We start from the raw sequence: 19,197 nt of genomic DNA on the forward strand, positions 1-19,197 counted from the left end.
GCCCCGAGCACCCCGACGCCCCCGGCGTCCGCTTCAACATCGCCCCCGGGGCCGGGGAGCTGTTCGTCATCCCGGCGTACACGCTCAGCGGGAACTGCGACATCCTGTTCTTCGAGGGAATCCCTGGCGGCCCGCTGGACTGCTGGGACGACCACCCCGAACCCGCCGAGCACCTGCGGCGCGTCCTCGAGCTGACCCGCACGTACGTGCCGTGGGAGTACGAGCGCTGCGTCGACGTGGAGCTCACCGACAGTCACGCAACACTCGCCGGCGGTTACACCCCGGTCGTGCGCCGGCCGGTCGGCGAGCTGCCGTCCGGCCGGGCCGTGCTGGGGATGGCCGACGTCGTCGTCGCCAACGACCCGATCACCGGGCAGGGTGCGAACAACGCCGCGAAGTGCGCCGCCTCCTACCTGGACAGCATCCTCGCCCACGGCGACAAGCCCTTCGACCGGGCATGGATGCAGGGCGCCTTCGACCGGTACTGGGACCACGCCCAGCACGTCACCACCTGGACGAACGCGCTACTCACCCCGCCGCCGGAGCACGTCCAGCAGATCCTCGGCGCAGCCGGGGCGCACGACGCCGTCGCCCGCCGTTTCGTCAACGGCTTCGACGACCCCAGCGACTACCAGCACTGGTTCCTCGACCCGGCGAAGACCGCCGCCTACCTCGCCGGCTTCTGAGGCAGCCGCCGATCCGCCCCGGTCGGCGTCCCGGTCGGCGCCGGCGCGGCAGCCTCGAGGAGGGGTGACCGGGTGGCCGGGATGGGGGCCACGCTCGGCACGGGGATGCCGAGGCGGTCGAGCAGCGGGCCGGTGGCGGCCGTCGTCAGCAGCGCCATCACGACGAGCGCGGTGAAGGTCGTCTCGTCGAGGACGTCCATGTCGAGGCCGATCCGGGCCACGACGATCTCGGTCAGCCCGCGGGTGTTCATCAGCACGGCGAACGTCGCCGACCGGCGGCGCCCCGACCCCGACAGCGCGGCGGCACCACCCGCCCCGATGATCTTTGCCGCGAACGCCACCGCGACGATCAGCAGGATCTCGAGCAGGCCACGCCCGCCCATGGCGCCGAGATCCACCGACAGGCCGGCGGAGACGAAGAAGACCGGCAGCAGGATCGCCCCGAACCGCCCGAGGTCCACGCCCAGGTCCGGGGCGAGCCGACCGATACTCGACCGGGGCAGCGCGGCCCCGAACGCGAACGCCCCGAACACCGGGTGCAGCCCGATCTCGGCCGTCGCCCACGCGCAGCTCAGCAGGCCGACGACGGCGCAGGTGAGCAGGGCCGGCGCGACGCTGCGCGGATCCGCCCGGGCCGCCGCCCGCTGCGCCAGCACCCGGGCCAGCGGCGCCACGACACCCGCCAGCGCGGCGAGGAGGGCGGCAAGCTCGCCGACCATCCGCAGGAATCCCCACGGGCCGCTGGAATTCACCACCGCGACGACCACGGCGAGCGTGCACCAGCCGATGGCGTCCCCGATGACCGCGCAGGTCAGCGCCATTCTCCCGACGGGATCACCGGCCATGCGTCGCTCGGTGAGAATGCGGGCGAGCACCGGAAGCGCGGTGATGGCCATCGCGGTGCCGAGAAACAGCGCGAACGGCAGGAGGCCGACTGCCTTTCCGTCGACGTCCCGATGCCATGGATGCAGGACGGCGGCGACCCCGACGCCGCCTCCGAACGGCACCAGGATCGACGCGCCCGCCAGGGAGATGGTCAGCCGTCCCCGGCGGCGGACGTCACCGAGGTCGTGTTCGTATCCGACGACGAACATGAACAGCACCAGGCCGAGCTGGGACAGGATATTCAGGTAGGGCCTGATGTCCGGGGGGAACAGCGTCTTCGGCAGATCCCCCGGCAGCAGGCCGAGCAGGCTCGGGCCGAGAGCGAGACCCGCGACGATCTCACCTATCACCGCGGGCTGCCGGCACCGGCGAGCCACCTGCGCGAATCCCGCGCTGAGCGCGATGATGAGCGCCGCATCCGCGAAGACGACGGCGACGACATGGTCCGCACGCGAGGCTGCCACTGCTGGCGTCCTTTCGTCCTCCAGCCCGTGAATGTCCACGGCCGCCACCAGAATCGAGATCGGGCTGACACAGATGGTAGTCAGCGACGCTCGTCGATTCGTCCGGTCGGAGGATCTCGATCGCAGCCTGCACAACCCGTCCGGCACGTGGCCGAGGGCCGGTGCCGTTCGGGAGCGCCCGACCAGCGGTGATCCGGGAGGGATGACCCCGGCGCGAACGCTCCCCGCCGCTCTCACCACTCGGTGGACTGGTAGCACGTTTGGGTGAGTACCACCGGTTAAAACGGGTGAGTGCGATGTGGCCCGGGGTCGGCCTGCCGCGCCACGAAGACCATAAAGACGCAGGTCAGCACGCCTCTCCGGGCCTGCACGCAAGAGGAAGCCGAGCCCGGTCATAGCAGCCGGGCAACTCCACACGCCAACAGTTCAGACCGGCCAAACGCCCAACCGTGTCGCATCTCACACTAACCTTCGCCATCGTGACTTCCGGGTCAACATGGGGTAATTCCCGTTCCGGTCACGAGTGGTTCACGTTGCCGGGAACAGCCGTGAACGGGTGGTGAGAGGAGTGTCATGAGTACGGCGGAAGCCTGGTCAATCAGCGATTTGGTCGACACGACGAGTTACCCCCTCGCCGACCCGGCCAACCCGCTGTGGTGGACCGCCGTCTCACGCGCGCGGCACAACCTGCGTACAGACGGATGTTGCGTGCTACCGGGCTTCATCCACCCCAACATGTTTCCGGCCGTCGCCCGGGAATGTGCCACCGTGGCCCCGCTGGCCTACGACGAGGTCGAGACCGTCAACGCCTACAACATTGCGGTCGACTCGACGCTGCCAGCCGACCATCCCGGTCGGCTCGCCATGCGCCGGGGTAACGCCTTCGTCGCGCGGGACCAGATTCCCGCCGACTTCGCCATCCACCGGCTCTACCGCAGCGAGCCGTTCCAGCGCTTCGTGGCGGCCTGTTTCGGGCTGTCGCGGGTACACGAACTTGCCGACCCGCTGGCCGGGCTGTGCCTGAACGTGATCGCGCCGAGCCTGGAACACCCCTGGCACTTCGACACCAACGAGTTCGCGGTCAGCCTGCTGACCCAGGAACCGGAGTGCGGCGGCGAGTTCGAGTACTGCTCGAACATCCGCACGGCGCAGGCGGAGAACTTCTCCGACGTCCGGGCCGTGCTGGCCGGCGAGGGCTCCCACCTCGTCCGGCGGCTGATCCTCCGCCCCGGTGACCTACAGCTTTTCCTCGGGCGCTACTCCATGCACCGGGTCAGCCCCGTCCAGGGCGAGATCGCCCGGCATTCGGCGATCTTCGCCTACACCGAGCGGCCCGGAGTGGTCGGCAGCGTCGCCCGCACCCGTCAGTTGTTCGGCCGCGTCCTGCCCGGCCACCTGGCCGCGGAGGCGAACGCCGTACGCGTCGACGCGTTGCTGGACTGAAACCGCCCTCGTCGAGCTCTCGCCGGTCCTGACAGCCGCACCGCCGTTCGAGGAGGAGCGTCCCGCGTGCATTCCGACGCCAACCCCACCGACGCCAACCCCACCCATGCCAGTCCCGCCGACACCGGTTCCACCGGGCCGTTCGATGACGGCCTGCGGTTCGACGACACCGGCAAGGTCACCCTCGACCACATCTACACCCAGCCCGACCCGCACGCCTACTTCAGCACCCTGCGAACGCTCGGCTACCACATTCCCCAGCTCGCCAAGCCGTTCTTCAGCCGGCTCATCGACGAATGCCGGTCGCAGCGGCGGCTCCCCCCGACCGTGCTGGACATCGGCTGCTCCTACGGGATCAACGCCGCGCTGCTGCGCTGCGACCTGACGATGGACGACCTGTTCGCTCGGTACGGCACCCAGCCCAGCCCGGGGCGGGACGTCCTGCTGGACCGCGACCGCGAACTCGTCCGCGCGCACCGTCGGTCGAGCGGAACCCGCTTCATCGGCCTCGACGCCTCCGAGCCGGCGATCTCCTACGCGCTGGCCACGGGCTTCCTCGACGAGGCCGTCTGCGCCGACCTGGAGCAGCGTGACCCCACCGAGGCCGAACGCGCCCGCCTCGACGGCACCGACCTCGTCATCTCCACCGGCTGCATCGGCTACGTCAGCGAACGGACGCTCGCCCGGGTCGCCCGCGCGACCGGCGAGCGGCGGCCGTGGATGGCCCACTTCGTGCTGCGGATGTTCCCCTTCGCGCCGTTCGCCGAGACCCTCGACGAGCTCGGCTACGAGACCGTCCACGTCGACGGGGTGTTCCCGCAGCGCCGCTTCGCCTCCGCCCAGGAACAGGAACAGGTCCTGGACACGCTGGCCGCGGTGGGCGTCGACCCCCGTGGCCTGGAGACCGAGGGCTGGCTCTACGCCCAGCTGCACGTCTCCCGGCCGCGCGGCGCCGCCGGCCGCGGCGCGAACCGGCCCGTCTTCGGCCAGCAGCCGGCCGGCACCCTGACCGGGCGGCGGACCTGAGCGCCATGGTGAGCGAGTTGGCACCACCCAGGAGTGATGACGACCCGCACAATCCGTTCGACTCATGGGACCCTCGAGCTCCGGCCGCCCCCCCAAGACAAGCCGAGAACCCGAGACAAGCCGAGCCCCCTGAGACAAGCCGAGGCCCAGGATGAACGCGACCACACCCGACCAGCGCACCACCGGAACCTTCGCCTACGACGACCTGCTGCCCCGGGTGCCGCTGCCCACGCTTGCGGCGAGCTGCGAGCGTTTCCTCGAATGGTCCGCGGCCCTGCTCACCCCGGCCGAGCGCGCGACGACCGCGGCGGCCGTGACCGCCTTCCAGGGCTCCAACGGCCCCGGCCCGGTTCTGCACGCCGCGCTGGAAAGCTATGAGGCGACCGAGGGCGTGCACAGCTGGCTGGACGACTTCTGGGACTCCCGCTACCTCGGCCGGCGGGACAGGATCGCGCTCAACGCCAACTACATCTTCCTGTTCGCCGACGACGCCGCCGCCCGCGCGGCGCAGCAGCCGCAGGTCGAGCGGGCCGCGGGCCTCATCGCGGCGGCCGTCGACTACAAGCTGCGCCTCGACGACGAGCGGATCGAACCGGTCCGCCAGCGCGGCCAGGTGCTGTCGATGGCGCAGAACACCTTCCTGTTCTCCACCACCCGCATCCCGGGTGCCGTCCAGGACACCGTGCGCACCCCGTACAGCGACGCCTGGCCCGGCCCCTCCGCGGCCCGCCACATCGTGGTCTTCCACCGGGGGAACCTCGTCCGGCTCGACGTGGTCGGCCCGGATGGTCACCCGTACACGCTGGACGACCTCGCCGCGGGCCTGACCGCCGCGCTCAAGGCGGCGCCGACCCGGGCACCGGCCGACGCCGCGGTCGGCCAGCTCACCACCAAGGCGCGCGCGGCCTGGGCGCAGAGCCGGGAGCGGCTGTCCGCCCTCGACCCGGCCAACGCCGCCGCGCTCGACACCATCGAGACGGCGTTGTTCTGCCTCTGTCTGGAAGAGGCCACGCCGGCCGACAACCTCGCCGCCTGCGACCAGCTCCTGCACGGCGATGCCGGCAACCGCTGGTTCGACAAGGCCGTCTCGTTGATCGTCTTCCCGGACGGGCGGGCGGGCATCAACGTGGAGCACTGCGGCCTGGACGGCACGACGATTCTCAGCTTCGTCGACGACCTGCTGTCCACCTCCCCGCGGGAGCATTCGGCGAGCTCCGGCGCCCAGCCGCAGGGCCTGCCCGCCGTCGAGCCCATCGAGTTCGTCCTCGACGCCGACCTGCGCGCGGACATCGCCGCCGCCGGCACGTCGTTCACGGACTTCGCCGCGGCGACCGCCTCGACCGTGCTGACCTTCGACGACTTTGGCCAGAACCAGGCCAAGGCGCTGAAGACCTCGCCGGACGCCTTCGTCCAGCTCGCCTACCAGCTCGCGCACGTCCGGGCCAAGGGCCACGTGGGCGCCACCTACGAGTCGATCGCGACCCGGCAGTGGCGGCGCGGACGCACCGAAGCGATGCGGGTCATCACCCCACAGATCCACCAGTTCGTCGCGGCGATGCAGGACCCGGCCGCGGACCCGGCGACGAAGCGGGCCGCGTTCCGCGCCGCCGCCGACGCGCACGTGCGCCGGGCGAAGGACAGCCAGGCCGGGCGCGCCCCGGAACAGCACCTGTGGGAGCTGCAGTTCATCGCCCGCCGCCGCGGCGCCGAGCTCGGAGTGACCGAGCCGATCGAGCTCTACGACACCCCCGGCTGGCTCAAGACCCGGGACGACTTCCTCAGCACCAGCTCCGCGCCGTCGGTCAACGTCGAGTTCTTCGGCTTCGGCTCGACGAGCAGCCAGTGCATCGGCGTCGCCTACGTGCTGCTGCCGGACCGGTTCAACCTCTACCTGAGCACCCCGCGCACGGTCGCCGCCGGCCTGCACGCCTTCGCCGAGCAGCTCACGATCGCCCTGCGCGAGCTGCAGGACCTCCTCGCCGCCGAAGAGCCGCCCCAGCAGTGACCTGACCTCCGCCCGGCCCGGCCCCGCCTCGGTTGCCGGGCCGGGCGGGACCATCCCTTCACGACGGCCCTGACCACGAACGACTGCCGGTCAGCGGCGGCGGTCCTGGGGGAGACGGGTGGGGCCGACGTGGCGGTCGAGCCAGTCACGCAGCACCCGCATATCGCGCCAGGCGGCGGCGACCTGCTCGGCGCATTCGGGCTCGCCGAGCCAGGGCGGTTCACCGAACTCGCGGTGGACGGTGAGCGTGCGGTGCCGCAGCAGGTCGATGCGCGGATGGTCGGCGTCGTAGCCGCGCGGACGGGTCTTCAGCCGGGTGCCGGAGATCTCGTACCCGTCCTTGCGCAGCCCCGCGACGACGGCTTCGAGCTTCGGGCCGGTGACGTCGTCGGCGACCGAGGCCCGTAGCCGCTCCACCTGGTCCGGCGCGGTCTGCCAGTAACCGGTGGCGACCATCAGCCCGGCGGCGGACACCTGGACGTAGCCGCCCCCGTTGTGGGCGCCGATTGCCGTCTTGTACGGCGACTTGTCCTTCGAGAAGCGGACGTCGCGGTTCGGCCGGAACAGGTGCGGCTCACCGAACTCCGGTTCCAGCGCGTCGAGCAGGGCGAGCATCGGGCCGCGCACGGCCTTGGCATACATGTCGCGGTGGTCCGTCCAGTACGCCTTGCTGTTGTCGGCCTCCAATCCGTCGAAGAAGATCAGCGCCTCGGCGGGGAACCCGGTGAACTCCGGCATCGGTAATCCTTCACGGGGACGGACGGAACGGGGCAGAGAACCTCGGAACGGCCACGTGCGCGCTCGGGCGCAGCCTACGGCCGGCCACCGACAGAACCGGCCGGGACCCCGCGGCCAGCTCATCCACGCCACGCTCGGTCAGGCGGCAGCGGCGCCGGTTTTGGGCGCCAGGCGCGGGTAGAGCACCCCTCGTACCGGCGTTGGCACCGGCGACGTGCGACGAAAGGAACGGCTTCATGAGCCAGACCGTGGGCGACTTCATCCTGGCTCGGCTGCGCGCCTGGGGCGTCGAGCACGTGTTCGGCTATCCCGGTGACGGCATCAACGGGCTGCTCGCCGCCTGGGGGCGGGCCGACAACCAGCCGCGGTTCATCCAGGCCCGGCACGAGGAGATGGCCGCGTTCGCCGCGGTGGGGTATGCGAAGTTCTCCGGGAAGGTCGGGGTCTGCGCGGCGACCTCGGGGCCGGGCGCCATCCACCTGCTCAACGGCCTGTACGACGCCAAGCTCGACCACGTCCCGGTGGTCGCGATCGTCGGCCAGACCAACCGCAGCGCGATGGGCGGCTCCTACCAGCAGGAGGTCGACCTGCTCAGCCTGTTCAAGGACGTGGCCAGCGAGTACGTGCAGGTGGTCAACGTCCCCGAGCAGCTGCCCAACGTCCTGGACCGGGCCCTGCGGATCGCACTCGCCGAACGGGCCCCGACCTGCGTCATCCTGCCCGCGGACGTGCAGGAGCTCGACTACTCCCCGCCCACGCACGCGTTCAAGATGGTGCCTTCCAGCCTCGGGGTGCGCTGGCCCGCGGTGTCCCCCGACGACGCCGGGGTCCGGGCCGCCGCCGAGCTGCTCAACGCCGGGAAGAAGGTCTCGATCCTCGCCGGCCAGGGCGCCCGCGGCGCGAGGACGGAGCTGATCGAGGTCGCCGACCGGCTCGGCGCCGGCGTCGCCAAGGCGCTGCTCGGCAAGGACGTGCTGCCCGACGACCTGCCCTTCGTCACCGGCGCCATCGGCCTGCTCGGCACCCGGCCGAGCTACGAGCTCATGCGGGACTGCGACACGCTGCTCACCGTCGGCTCAAGCTTCCCGTACTCCCAGTTCCTGCCGGACCTGGACCAGGCCCGCGGTGTGCAGATCGACGTCGACGCCCGCTACATCGGCATGCGTTACCCGTACGAGATCAACCTGGTCGGGGACGCGGCGGCGACCCTGCGGGCGCTGCTGCCCCTGCTCGACCGCAAGGAGGACCGTTCCTGGCGGGAGACCATCGAGGCCAATGTCGCCCGCTGGTGGGAGACCGTCGAGCGGGAGGCGCACGTCGAGGGCAAGCCGATCAACCCGATGCGGCTGTTCTGGGAGGCCTCCGCCCGGCTGCCCGACAACGCCATCCTCGCCGCCGACTCCGGCTCCGCCGCGAACTGGTACGCCCGTGACCTGCGCCTACGCGGCGACATGCGCGGCTCGCTGTCCGGGACGCTGGCGACGATGGGCCCCGGCGTGCCGTACGGCATCGGCGCGAAGTTCGCCCACCCGGATCGCCCCGTCGTCGTGTTCGAAGGCGACGGCGCCATGCAGATGAACGGCTTGGCCGAGCTCATCACCATCGCCCGCTACTGGCACGAGTGGGCCGACCCTCGGTTCGTCATCGCCGTGCTGCACAACAACGACCTCAACCAGGTGACCTGGGAGATGCGGGCCATGCAGGGCGCGCCGAAGTTCACCGAGTCGCAGACGCTGCCTGAGGTGTCCTACGCCGAGTTCGCCCGCGCGATCGGCATCGGCGGGGAGGCCGTCGACGACCCCGACCAGCTCGGCCCCGCCTGGGACCGCGCGCTCGCCGCCGACCACCCCACCATCCTCGACGTCCGCACCGACCCCGACTTCCCGCCGATCCCCCCGCACGCCACCTTCGAACAGGCCAAGGACACCGCCGAAGCCCTCCTCAAGGGCGACGAGAACCGCTGGGGCATCATCTCCGCCGGCCTGCGCACCAAGGTCCAGGAACTCCTCCCCCACCACGGCTGACGCGCCGGGGAAGACAGCGGACAGCCTCGGCGATCATGGCGTTCCGCGGAGCCAGGCCGGATCGTGCCGAGGGTTAGGTACGGTTCCAGCGCCTTGGCCGCATCCCATGACCACCGGTCGGCGGCGCCGGGACCCGGTACGTCGTACCTTCCGGCGAAGTCCAGCCAACCTCATGAGGGCATCGGCTCGACAGGGCTGCTGGACGCCGAACTTGCCCGCGGTGAGGCCGTCTCCGAGGAGGACCTGGCCGAGACCATGCGCCGCCGCCGCGGCGGCATACACGTTCATCACCGGTCCGCTCGTGCAGGCGCCTTACCGAGTGGGGAAACGGCTGCTGCCGCCGCTGGACGATCGGTTCAACGCCCGCCGCGGCACCTACCGGATCATCTACCGCATCGATGATGCGGCCAGAACCGTGACTGTTGTGGACATCGACCACCGCCGCGACGTCTACCACCGCTAACCGGTCACGGGCAGTCGGGTCAGCAGAAGCGGGGCAGGACCTCGCGGCGGTAGAAGTCGAAGAAGCCGGCCTGGTCGGAGCCGATCTGGGTCACGTAGACCTCGGTGTAGCCGGCGTCGACGTACTCCTGGATTGCGCGGACGTGCCGCTCGACGTCCGGTCCGCAGACGGCGGAGGCGGCGGCCATCTCCTCGGTGACGAGCGCGCTGGCCTGCTCGAAGTGCGTGGGGGTGGGCAGCTCCTGGGCCAGTTCGCCCGGCAGCGCGCTGTTCGGCCACAGCGCGTGGACGGTCTTGCGGGCGTCGGCCTCGTCCTCGGCCCAGCAGACCTTCAGCGAACCCTGCTTGGGCCGGCCGGCGCCGCCCGCCTGGTCGAACAGGCGCAGCAGCCCCGCGTCCGGAGTGACCCCGCAGTACCCCTCGCCGATCCGTGCCGCCAGGCGGACCGCGGCCGGGCCGAACCCGGAGACGTACACCGGCGGCGGGTCCGCGGGCAGCGAGTACAGCCGCGCCCGGTCAACCGTGTAATGCCGGCCGCGGTGGTTGACCGTCCCGCCGCGCCACAGCTCGCGGATGACGGCGACGGCCTCCTCCAGCATCTCCAGGCGGACCTCCGTGGCCGGCCAGCCGTCGCCCAGCACGTGCTCGTTGAGCGCCTCCCCGGAACCCACCCCGAGGTGGAAGCGGCCCGGCATCATCGTCGCGGAGGTCGCCGCGGCCTGCGCGATGATCGCCGGATGGATCCGCACGGTCGGGCAGGTCACCGCCGTGGTCAGCGGAACATGCTCGGTCACCTGCGCGATCGCGCCGATCACCGACCAGACGAACGGTGCCTGCCCCTGCGCGTCGTTCCAGGGATGAAAGTGGTCGGAGATCCACAGGCCGTCGAAGCCGGCCTGCTCGGCGGCCTCGGCCTGCTCGACCAACGCCCGCGCGCCGTGCTCCTCGCAGGACAGCGCATATCCGACGAACGCCATCATCCTCACCTCGGCCTTTCTGCTTGTCGACATCTCGCCCCGTCCGCCCATGGGGTGCCGCCACCACGGCCCGGCAAACCTCCGACCCCGGGTGCGATGGGTGCGGTGGGTGCGCGGGAGCGCCGCGGAACTCGCCGGGACCGACGTCACCCGGATCGGGGCGCGTCGTTGGCAGGATGCGGCGAGTGCACTTCGGACTGGAGCCGACGCCGAGCGTGACCAACGCGGCTGGGACAGCCTCTCGGCGCGCCCCGCCCGCCGCGCTCACCGGTATGGCGGCGGTCTCCGCGACCGACGTGCGGATCCGGCGCGGGACCCACCGGCGCGGACGGGGCGGTCACGAGGTCATCCACGGACTCACATTCACCGTGCCCCGAGGCAGTGTGACGGGGGTGATCGGACCGAGCGGCGGCGGGAAGACCACGCTGCTGCGGGCGATCGTCGGGGTGCAGGGCGGGGTGGACGGGGACCTGCGCGTCCTCAATTACGCCGCCGGCGACGCCTGCCTGCGTCGCCGCGTCGGCTACGCCACCCAGGCCGCGTCGGTGTACGGCGACCTGACCGTGCGGGAGAATCTGCGCTACTTCGCCGCGCTGGCCCAGGCCGACAACCCCGACGATCCCACCCGGGCACCCGGCTATCTCGACGCGCTGCTGGCGCACGTCGGCCTGACCGAGCAGGCGTCCAGCCTGGTCAACCACCTTTCGGGCGGCCAGCGCTCGCGGGCGTCCCTCGCCGTGGCGATGATCGGCGGCACCGACCTGCTCGTCCTCGACGAGCCCACCGTCGGGGCCGACCCGCTGCTGCGCCGGCGGCTGTGGGCCGACTTCCGCCAGCTCGCCGCGCGTGGCATGACCATCCTGGTCAGCTCGCATGTGATGGACGAGGCCATCCGCTGCGACCGCCTGCTGCTGCTCTACGAGGGGACGCTGCTCGCCCAGGGCACGCCCGCCGACCTGCTCGCCACCACCGACTGCACCGACCTGGACGAGGGTTTCCTGCGCCTCGTCGAGGCGCCGGACCGCCGGGGCGGCCCTCCACCGTCGACGACACGGCAGGCGGACGGCGCCGACGACGCTCCACCGACGCCCAGGCCGGGGTCGGGACGCGCCGCTTCCCGCAGCCGGGGACATCCCCCCGATGTCGCGACCTGCCCGCGCCGCAAACCCGTCGACGCGGTCCGTACCGACGCCACCGCCATCCGGGTGCTGCGCCAGCTCGGCCGCGACCGCCGCACCCTCGCGCTGGTCCTGTTGCTGCCGCCGGCGCTGCTGCTGACGTTGCGGCTGCTGTTCAACCGATCCCCCGACACCTTCGACCGGGTGGGGCCGGCGCTGCTCGGGATCTTCCCGCTCATGACGATGTTCTTCGTCACGTCCGTCGCGATGCTGCGCGAACGCACCTCCGGCACCCTGGAGCGGCTGCTGACCACCCCGGTCGGCCGTGGGGATCTGCTTGTCGGCTATGGGCTGGCCTTCGCCGTGCTCGCCACGGCGCAGGCCGCGTTCGCCACCGCGCTGACGGTCGGCGCACTCGGCCTCACCGTGCGGGGATCGGCCCCCATGCTCTTCGTGGCGGCCATTCTCAGCTCCTTCCTCGGGACCGCGCTCGGCCTGTGGATGAGCGCGTTCGCCCGCACCGAGTTCGAGGCCGTGCAGCTCATCCCGGCGGCGCTGATTCCCCAGTTCATGCTGTGCGGCATCCTGCTGCCGCGGCACGACATGCTGCCGGCGCTCGACGCGATCAGCACCGTCATGCCGATGACCTACATCGTCGACGCCATGGCCCGGCTGTCGACGTCGCGGCAGTTCGACCGCTGGCTCGCCCGCGACATCGTGATCGTCATCGGCTGTACCGTCGCGGCCCTCGGCCTCGCCGCGGTGACGCTGCGCCGCCGGCACCCGTAGGTCCGGCGCTGCGCGAGAGAATCGCGCCGTCACGCCCTGCCGGCCCAGCGCCGATTGTTATAATCGTCGCCTTCGTCCTCCAGGTGCGGCACCGTCGTTGATGCGGAGAGCTGCGGGCGAGGCCCGCCGGCCGCCCACCAGGCGGGCACCGGTCGGCCGATGGCGTCCGGTCACCGTCGCCCCGGCATGGTGGGTTGCAACGATCGGCCCTCGGCGTCGGTCGGGTGCGGCACATCCGCCCCGCCCCGCCCGGATGCGTTACTCATATCGGGCTACCATCGACGTGCTGGCTGCCAGGTATGCGGCGCCGCGGTGGACCGTCCGGGTTCGCCGCGGCGAGAGCTCCGGCAGTCCCCGGCGGGATGCGCCGGTCGAGATCGGATTGATGCGGCATGGAGAGGACGGTCGGCGGTGGATGGATGAGTCCGGCCACGGATTCCCATCCGATGATGATCAGGGTGGTCCGCCTTCCAACCGCCGGCCGCGCCCGCCGCAGCCAGGCGGGCGATCTCCGGTGACCCGCGCCGATCCGGGTCCCGTCACGCAGAAGACTCGGCGCCTCACCGCGCCGGATCCGCGCCGCTCGGCCACGCCGCCCTCAGATTCGGCTGCCGTGCCCACCAACCAGGACCGCCCTGCCGACCAGGATCGACCCGCCGGCAAGGACCGACCCGCCGGCGAAGACCGGGCGGCGGTTCCCCCTCCCCAGCGCTCCGGCCGGCCGTCGCCCAGTCCGGCGACTCCGACCGAGTTCACGGCAACGACCGAGCTGGCCGCGTTGCGCCGCCGTCTCGGCATGCCCGACGTCACCGACAGCCACCGGGCCAGGAGCGATCCCCAAGGTGGGCAGGACGCCAGCACCGGCGCCCGGGAGGACGACCGGGCCGCGGGCACCGGCCCCGGTCGAGACCGGCACCGTGGCCGCGGGCTGGACCGGGATCCGGCCCTGTACTCCATTGGCCGCTCCCAGCCGGCCAGGGAACGCCACCAGGACCCCGACCGCCGCCAGGACCCCGACCGCAGCCGGGACGCCGAAAGCGGGCCGCGACGCGGGCGGCTCGGAGAGTCGCAGGCCGCCGCGGGCCACCGCCAGGGGCATGGATACGGCCACGGCCGCGAGTTCGGCCCTGGACTGGGCCGGGACTCCGAGCGCACCGCCGGGCGGGCCTGGGACCCGCGCGGTGAGGCACCCGAGGGCGAGCCCGGCTCCCGGGAAGCGGACCCGGCGCGCCGGGTGGAGCCGTTCGACCACGAGCGGACGCAGATCATCCGCGGGCTGCGTGGGCGTCGGGTGCCCGGGCCGGACAGCTTTCGCTCCCCACACGCGCCCATAGCCGAGGGCCTGATCCCGATGTACGGCACGATGACCGGGGAGTTCTTCCTCGGTGGGCTCAACCGGCCGGATCCCGCGGCCGGCGGCCCGGGCGTGCCCGCAGCGATCGGCGGGACGCCGGACGCGCCCGGTGGTGGGACGGCCGTCGTGGACCGCGCCGAGCCGGCCGACTACGGGCTCGCGGACCTCAGCGAGGACGCCGGTTCGGGCGGCCGGCACCGGGTCGAGCGGACCACCCGCGGATCGAGCCGCTCCCGGGCGATCTGGACGCTCGTCGATCAGGTGCTCTCCAGCGGCACGAACGCCGTGATGTCGTTCATCATCGCTCGCAGCGTGAGCCCGTCGGAGTTCGGCGCGTTCGGCGTGGCGTTCGCGATCTTCTCCCTGATGATCGGCTTTTCGAAGGCTGCGGGCACCGCGCCGCTGGGCATCAAGTTCGCGGACGTGTCCCCCCGGGTGTTTCGGGCGGCGGGCGCCGCGGGCACCGGGACCGCCTTCGTCATCGGGCTGTTCTCCGGGGTGGTGACGCTGGTCGTCGGCCTCGCGCTCGGCGGCGGCGTCGGCGACTCCCTGATCGCGATGGGACTGGTGTTCCCGGCGCTGCTGCTCCAGGACGCCTGGCGGCAGGTGTTCTTCGCCGAGGGCCGGCCCGCCGCGGCCGCGGCCAACGACGGGATCTGGGCGATCGTCCAGTTCGGGGCGATCTTCTTACTGATCATCCGCGACGTGTCGACCTCGTGGGCGATGCTGCTGGCCTGGGGCGGGGCGGCAGCCGTCGCGGCCGTCCTCGGGATCTTTCAGGCCGGCTTCCGGCCCGCGACGAACCAGGCCCGGTCCTGGATCGCCGAGCACCGCGACATCAACGGCTACATGAGCGCGGAGTACCTCACCGTCCAGGGCGCCCAGCAGGCCTCGACGCTGCTGCTCGGCACCCTGGGGGCGATCGACCTCGTCGGCGCGCTGCGCGGCGTGCAGACCCTGCTCGGGCCGACGACGATCCTCGCGGTCGGGATCGTGAGCTGGGCGATCCCCGAGTTCTCCCGCCGCAAGGACATGTCGGCCGGGGCACGGCTGCGAGCCGCCTACGCGCTGTCCGGGGTGATCGTCACCGTCGGCGCGATCTGGGGAACGGTCTTCTTGTTCCTGCCGGCGAGTATCGGTCACTCGCTGCTCGGCGACACCTGGGGGCAGACCCACCATCTGCTGGCGCTGTCGATCGTGCAGCAGGCGGGGCCGGCGGCGACGGTCGGGCCGGCGTGCATGCTCTACGCGATGGGCCAGGCCAAACTCACCTTCCGCGCGAACGCCGTCCTGGCCCCGCAGCTACTCGCCTACCCGATCATCGGGCTGGAGCTCGGCGGCGCGACGGGGGCGGTCGTCGGCTACATCGCGGCGTTCTGGATCACGGTGCCGTACTGGTTCCTCCTCGTCCGCCGGGTCGCCCGCGAGGCGGAACCGGACGGCACCACCACCGCCACCAAGGCCACCGCCACCAACGCCACCGACGCCACCGACGCCACCGACGCCACCGCCAAGGGGCCAGCCGGAACGGAGCCCGCCGGGGCGAAGGAGCCCGGATGAGGCGGACCGTGCCCGGCCCCGATGGTGGGCGCCCAGAAATTCTTCAGATCACGACCGGCCCGTCGAGGGGCGGCGAACATATAGGTAGGATCTCGACCGGCGTCGAGACCGTTCCGGTGATTGCCGCCTGGCCCCGGGCCAGGCGGGGGGGTTGAGATGAATCTGCGCATCCTGTATCGCTCCGTTGGTTCGGAGAACGCGAAGAACCGACCGACGTTCTACAGCAAGCAGCTGGCGCTCGCGTCTCTTCTGCGCGCCGTTGAGAAAGTCGAGATCCCGACGAAGATCATCTTCGTCAACGACGGCCCGATGCCGGCGGATCGCCTTTCGATGATGGCGGGCGCCGGCGAGATCATCCCGGTCACGTGTGGCAGCAATCGCGCGTCGTACCGCCACGTCCTCCGAATGCCCCGGCTGCGCCGCTGGGCCGCCGACGATCTGGTGTGGCTCGCGGAAGACGACTATCTGTACACAGAGAACTCACTGTCCGCGCTGGTTTCCGCCGCCGCCGCCCTTCCGAACGTCGAATACTTCACCCTGTACGGCACGTCTCGGCTCTCCCCCGGCTCCACTCGCCGGCGCCCACAGGTCACCGAGGACGCCGTCCACGAGCACGCCCCGCTGATCGAGGGGGTGGCCTGGGCGCGCACCGCCACCACCACCAGCACCTTTGGTCTGCGCGTCGGCACCCTCGTCGAAGATGAGCTGCTGTTGCGCTCGATCCCCTTCGTCGGCGGCGCCTTCGACCGCGCGACGTGCCTGACGTTGCAGGGCTTCCAGCCATTCCGCCTGCCGGAGCTGGGCGGCGAGCCGCCCAAGGTGCAGCCGGCGACGGCGGCCGCGCGGGTGGCCCGCCGGGCGGCGCTGACCGGGCTGCGGGCCACCCTGAACGCGGTCGCGCTGGCCCGGCCCGAGCGACGGCGACGGACCCTGCTGGTCCCCGCACCCTCCCTGGCCACGCACATGGAACTGGGCGCCGCGCTCGTCGCCGGCCACGACTGGCCCGCGGAGGCCGACGGCGTCCGGGCCTGGATGGCGTCGCGGAACGTGAACTCCACGGGACCGGCGGCGGGTGCGAGGCCCGCCGCGGCAGCGGGCGGGCCAGCCTCGGGCACTGCGGCATCGGGGGTACTGGTGTCGGGCACCGCGCCGGGGGCCGGTGCGGCCATGCCTGCCGCAGCACCGGTCCTACGCAGGCCCTTCGTAGCGTGAAAGTCGGGCGGACGCGTCTTACCCCGGCCCCGCACGTTCGCCTCGTCCAAGCGAAAGGGCAGGTCAGCTCTGCGGGCCGGGGGCGCCCGAGACGTCGCCGCTCGCGCCTGGCACTGCTGTCATTACTAATGGCGACCGCGCTGCTGACCGCCGGGCTCGCGGCGTGCTCCGGTTCGTCGGAACCTGAGCCCGGTCCCAGCGGGGTGCGCTGGGTGTCCGGCGCCAACGGCAACTACCCCGCCGACGTCAACGCCTGGCAGACGTTCACCGGCCGCAGGACCGGGCTCGCGATCGTCTTCACCGAGCGCAAGGACTGGTACAACATGGTCTCGGCGAACTGGCCGACGTCGGCCTTCACCCGGGACAAGTTCCCCGGCGAGCTGTCGATCGCGCAGCCGCCGTTCCCCCGCGACGGCAACGAGGCGACCTGCGCCAGCGGCGCCTACGACAACTACTGGCGCACGTTTGGCACGACGCTGACGAAGTTCGGCCGCGCCGACGCCTACATCCGGCTCGGCTGGGAGTTCAACGGCGACTACATGTACTGGCATGTGCGCGATGTCGAGACGTGGAAGACGTGCTTTCGCCGGGCAGTGACCGCGCTGCGCTCGACCGCACCGGCCGTGAAGATTGACTGGAACATGAACGCCCACACCGACAAGCTGCCCGGGAGCGGGCGGGACGTGTGGGACGCCTATCCCGGCGACCAGTACGTCGACGTTGTCAGCATCGACTCCTACGACCACTATCCCGCGTCGGTCAGCGAGAAGAGCTGGAACCGCCAGTGCCATCAGCGGTCCGGGCTGTGCACGGTGATCCAGTTCGCTCACGATCACGGCAAGAAGTTCGCCGTCCCGGAGTGGGGGCTGGTCCGGTCGGAGGGCGGCGGCGGCGACAACCCCTTCTACATCCAGAAGATGCACGAGACCTTCGTCGCGAATGCCGCGAATCTGGCATATGAGGCGTACTACAACAATTCCGAGTCGGACAACGTCAGGTCATCGCTGTTCAAGCCGGATCTGAACCCCAAGGCCTCGAAGCGCTACCTGAAGCTGTTCGGCCCCACCTCACCCGGCACCGGCTGACCGGCTCCTCCTCGCGGACGCGGACGCAGACGCAGACGCGGGCGCCTAGCCGGCCGTGGCCGTCGGCGGGCCATCGCTCGGGATGCGGCCGGCCCGCCGCCGAGAAGCCCAGGCCTCTCAGCCGCCGGCAAGCAGAGAACGGATCCGCTCCGGGCCGACCGCGAGCAGCAGCGTGGGCAGGCGCGGGCCGGTGTCACGGCCGACCAGCAGCCGGTAGAGCAGGATGAAGAACCCGCGCTGGGCCTGCTTGAGCTCGGCGGTGGCCGGCGCGTCCACGGGCAGCCCACGCAGCAGCTTGGGCACGGCGTAGGTCAGCGTGGTGAGCCCGTCCAGCGACCAGTCCTCCTCGAGGCCGTCGACGAGGATGGCGAGGGCCTTGGTCTCGTCGGCGCTCAAGCCCGCCAGCGCAGCCCGGTCCGGCTCGGTCCGCACGATGGTGCGCTGCTCGGCGGGCACGTGCTCGCCGGTCCAGGCCCGCGCGCAGTCCAGCCGCGGCTGGAGGTCGTCGAGCGTGAACGGCGCCTCCTCCGTGCCGCCGGCTTCGCCTGCGCCGGACGCGTCGCTGCCGCGGGCCTGGCGCAGGATCCGCAGGATCTGGGCCGGATCGTCGGCGGTGATGTCGCAGATCGACGACAGCAGCCGGAACGGGAACACGGTGCGCGGCGCGTCGACCGGGCCTCCCCCGACGGTCCCCCGCGAACGCGCCACCACGGTGACCTCCGCGGGCTCGGCCGCGGCGTCGCCGACCCGCCGGTTCAGCGCGTCCCACTCGTCGTAGACGCGCAGCACCTCCGCACCGAAGTCGACGGTGATGGCCTGGTTCGGCCGGCGCCGGGCGTAGATCCAGCGCACGATCGCCGGCTCCAGGATGTGCAGGGCGTCCGCCGGGGTGGGGGCTCCACCCGCCGACCCGGAGAGCTTGGCCCGCCCACGAACCCCGACAAAGGAGTACGGCAGATACACCGGTGGCTCGCCGCCGAACACCTCGCGGACGATGCTGCCGCCGACGGTGAAGCTCGACCCGGGCGAGGAGTGGTCCACCCCGCCGGCCTCGAAGGCGACGTTCTCGAACGCCCAGCGCATCGGCCAGTCGACCTTCCACACCAGCTTGCCGGTCGCCGGCCCCCGCACGTCGAACCGGCCGCGGTTGCCGCAGGCGCTGCAGGAGTAATCACCCTGGCCCGCCGCCGGGTCGAAGGACGCCACCGCCGTCGTGTCGCGGCCGCAGTCCTCGCAGTAGGGCCGGAACGGGAAGTAGGCCGACGCCGAGGCCGAACCCTCGTCGTCGGCGGCCCCCTCGTCGGCGGCGACGTCGACGTCCGCCGGGGGGGCGTCGCCGGCCGCACCCGGCGCCGCCGCTCCCCCGCGC

At 71.8% G+C, this 19,197-nt stretch carries 14 protein-coding genes; 10 read left to right on the forward strand and 4 right to left on the reverse strand.

The features are described 5' to 3' along the window. On the forward strand, positions 1–686 hold a 686-nt coding region (locus tag NBZ83_RS17610), incomplete at its 5' end, for a styrene monooxygenase/indole monooxygenase family protein (RefSeq protein WP_308203804.1). Here NBZ83_RS17610 and NBZ83_RS17615 read toward each other — a convergent pair. After that, the gene (locus tag NBZ83_RS17615) at positions 668–2,035 is read right to left on the reverse strand and encodes a cation:proton antiporter (protein WP_261568145.1); all 1,368 of its coding nucleotides are present in this window, start codon (positions 2,033–2,035) and stop codon (positions 668–670) included. The two genes, NBZ83_RS17610 and NBZ83_RS17615, sit on opposite strands and share 19 nt — an antisense overlap. A gap of 573 nt (positions 2,036–2,608) precedes the next feature. Here NBZ83_RS17615 and NBZ83_RS17620 point away from each other — a divergent pair. The 3 genes from NBZ83_RS17620 to NBZ83_RS17630 all read left to right on the forward strand — a co-directional run bounded on the left by NBZ83_RS17620 (position 2,609) and on the right by NBZ83_RS17630 (position 6,509). Further along, a complete protein-coding gene (locus tag NBZ83_RS17620) occupies positions 2,609–3,478 on the forward strand; it encodes a HalD/BesD family halogenase (RefSeq protein ID WP_261568144.1) in 870 nt (289 codons plus the stop codon). 66 nt (positions 3,479–3,544) lie between these two features. Then, a complete protein-coding gene (locus tag NBZ83_RS17625) occupies positions 3,545–4,504 on the forward strand; it encodes a class I SAM-dependent methyltransferase (protein ID WP_261568143.1) in 960 nt (319 codons plus the stop codon). Between the two features lie 151 nt (positions 4,505–4,655). Beyond that, positions 4,656–6,509 carry a choline/carnitine O-acyltransferase gene (locus tag NBZ83_RS17630; RefSeq protein ID WP_261568142.1) on the forward strand — a complete coding sequence of 618 codons (1,854 nt, stop codon included), beginning with the start codon at positions 4,656–4,658 and terminating at the stop codon, positions 6,507–6,509. 90 nt (positions 6,510–6,599) lie between these two features. Here NBZ83_RS17630 and NBZ83_RS17635 read toward each other — a convergent pair whose 3' ends face one another. Next, a complete protein-coding gene (locus tag NBZ83_RS17635; protein WP_261568141.1) occupies positions 6,600–7,247 on the reverse strand; it encodes a DUF2461 domain-containing protein in 648 nt (215 codons plus the stop codon). A gap of 236 nt (positions 7,248–7,483) precedes the next feature. Between NBZ83_RS17635 and NBZ83_RS17640 the strand changes: the two genes are divergently transcribed. Next, positions 7,484–9,271, forward strand: a complete 1,788-nt coding sequence (locus tag NBZ83_RS17640; RefSeq protein ID WP_261575409.1) for a thiamine pyrophosphate-requiring protein — start codon at positions 7,484–7,486, stop codon at positions 9,269–9,271. Positions 9,272–9,590: 319 nt separating this feature from the next. Further along, a complete protein-coding gene (locus tag NBZ83_RS33390) occupies positions 9,591–9,734 on the forward strand; it encodes a type II toxin-antitoxin system RelE family toxin (protein ID WP_261575410.1) in 144 nt (47 codons plus the stop codon). Between the two features lie 19 nt (positions 9,735–9,753). Here NBZ83_RS33390 and NBZ83_RS17650 read toward each other — a convergent pair whose 3' ends face one another. After that, positions 9,754–10,743 (reverse strand): LLM class F420-dependent oxidoreductase, encoded by a 990-nt coding sequence (locus tag NBZ83_RS17650; RefSeq protein WP_261575411.1) that lies wholly within the window; start codon positions 10,741–10,743, stop codon positions 9,754–9,756. A 143-nt stretch (positions 10,744–10,886) separates the two neighbouring features. On the opposite strand from NBZ83_RS17650, the gene NBZ83_RS17655 reads away from it, so the two are divergent. The 4 genes from NBZ83_RS17655 (at position 10,887) to NBZ83_RS17670 (ending at position 17,828) form a co-directional block, all read left to right on the forward strand. Further along, positions 10,887–12,617: an ABC transporter ATP-binding protein/permease gene (locus NBZ83_RS17655; protein ID WP_261575412.1), complete on the forward strand. Its 1,731-nt coding sequence runs from the start codon at positions 10,887–10,889 to the stop codon at positions 12,615–12,617. 613 nt (positions 12,618–13,230) lie between these two features. Further along, positions 13,231–15,531 carry a hypothetical protein gene (locus NBZ83_RS17660; RefSeq protein ID WP_261575413.1) on the forward strand — a complete coding sequence of 767 codons (2,301 nt, stop codon included), beginning with the start codon at positions 13,231–13,233 and terminating at the stop codon, positions 15,529–15,531. A gap of 156 nt (positions 15,532–15,687) precedes the next feature. Next, positions 15,688–16,743, forward strand: coding sequence for a hypothetical protein (locus tag NBZ83_RS17665; RefSeq protein ID WP_261568135.1), 1,056 nt, complete (start codon positions 15,688–15,690; stop codon positions 16,741–16,743). A gap of 128 nt (positions 16,744–16,871) precedes the next feature. Then, positions 16,872–17,828, forward strand: a complete 957-nt coding sequence (locus NBZ83_RS17670; RefSeq protein WP_261568134.1) for a glycoside hydrolase family 26 protein — start codon at positions 16,872–16,874, stop codon at positions 17,826–17,828. A 117-nt stretch (positions 17,829–17,945) separates the two neighbouring features. Here the strand turns inward: NBZ83_RS17670 and lysS are convergent. After that, positions 17,946–19,197: lysine--tRNA ligase (gene lysS, locus NBZ83_RS17675; protein WP_261575414.1), on the reverse strand; the 1,252-nt coding region annotated here is incomplete at its 5' end.

The sequence above is a fragment of the Frankia gtarii genome, from assembly GCF_025403375.1.
Classification (GTDB): Bacteria; Actinomycetota; Actinomycetes; order Frankiales; family Frankiaceae; genus Frankia; species Frankia gtarii.

Excerpts from the sequence above, each read along its gene's own strand:
- NBZ83_RS17640 (WP_261575409.1), top strand. The coding sequence starts at position 7,484 with ATGAGCCAGACCGTGGGCGACTTCATCCTGGCTCGGCTGCGCGCCTGG.
- NBZ83_RS17650 (WP_261575411.1), bottom strand. The coding sequence starts at position 10,743 with ATGTCGACAAGCAGAAAGGCCGAGGTGAGGATGATGGCGTTCGTCGGA.
- NBZ83_RS17670 (WP_261568134.1), top strand. The coding sequence starts at position 16,872 with ATGGCGACCGCGCTGCTGACCGCCGGGCTCGCGGCGTGCTCCGGTTCG.
- NBZ83_RS17635 (WP_261568141.1), bottom strand. The coding sequence starts at position 7,247 with ATGCCGGAGTTCACCGGGTTCCCCGCCGAGGCGCTGATCTTCTTCGAC.
- NBZ83_RS17655 (WP_261575412.1), top strand. The coding sequence starts at position 10,887 with ATGCGGCGAGTGCACTTCGGACTGGAGCCGACGCCGAGCGTGACCAAC.
- NBZ83_RS17665 (WP_261568135.1), top strand. The coding sequence starts at position 15,688 with ATGAATCTGCGCATCCTGTATCGCTCCGTTGGTTCGGAGAACGCGAAG.
- NBZ83_RS17620 (WP_261568144.1), top strand. The coding sequence starts at position 2,609 with ATGAGTACGGCGGAAGCCTGGTCAATCAGCGATTTGGTCGACACGACG.
- NBZ83_RS17630 (WP_261568142.1), top strand. The coding sequence starts at position 4,656 with ATGAACGCGACCACACCCGACCAGCGCACCACCGGAACCTTCGCCTAC.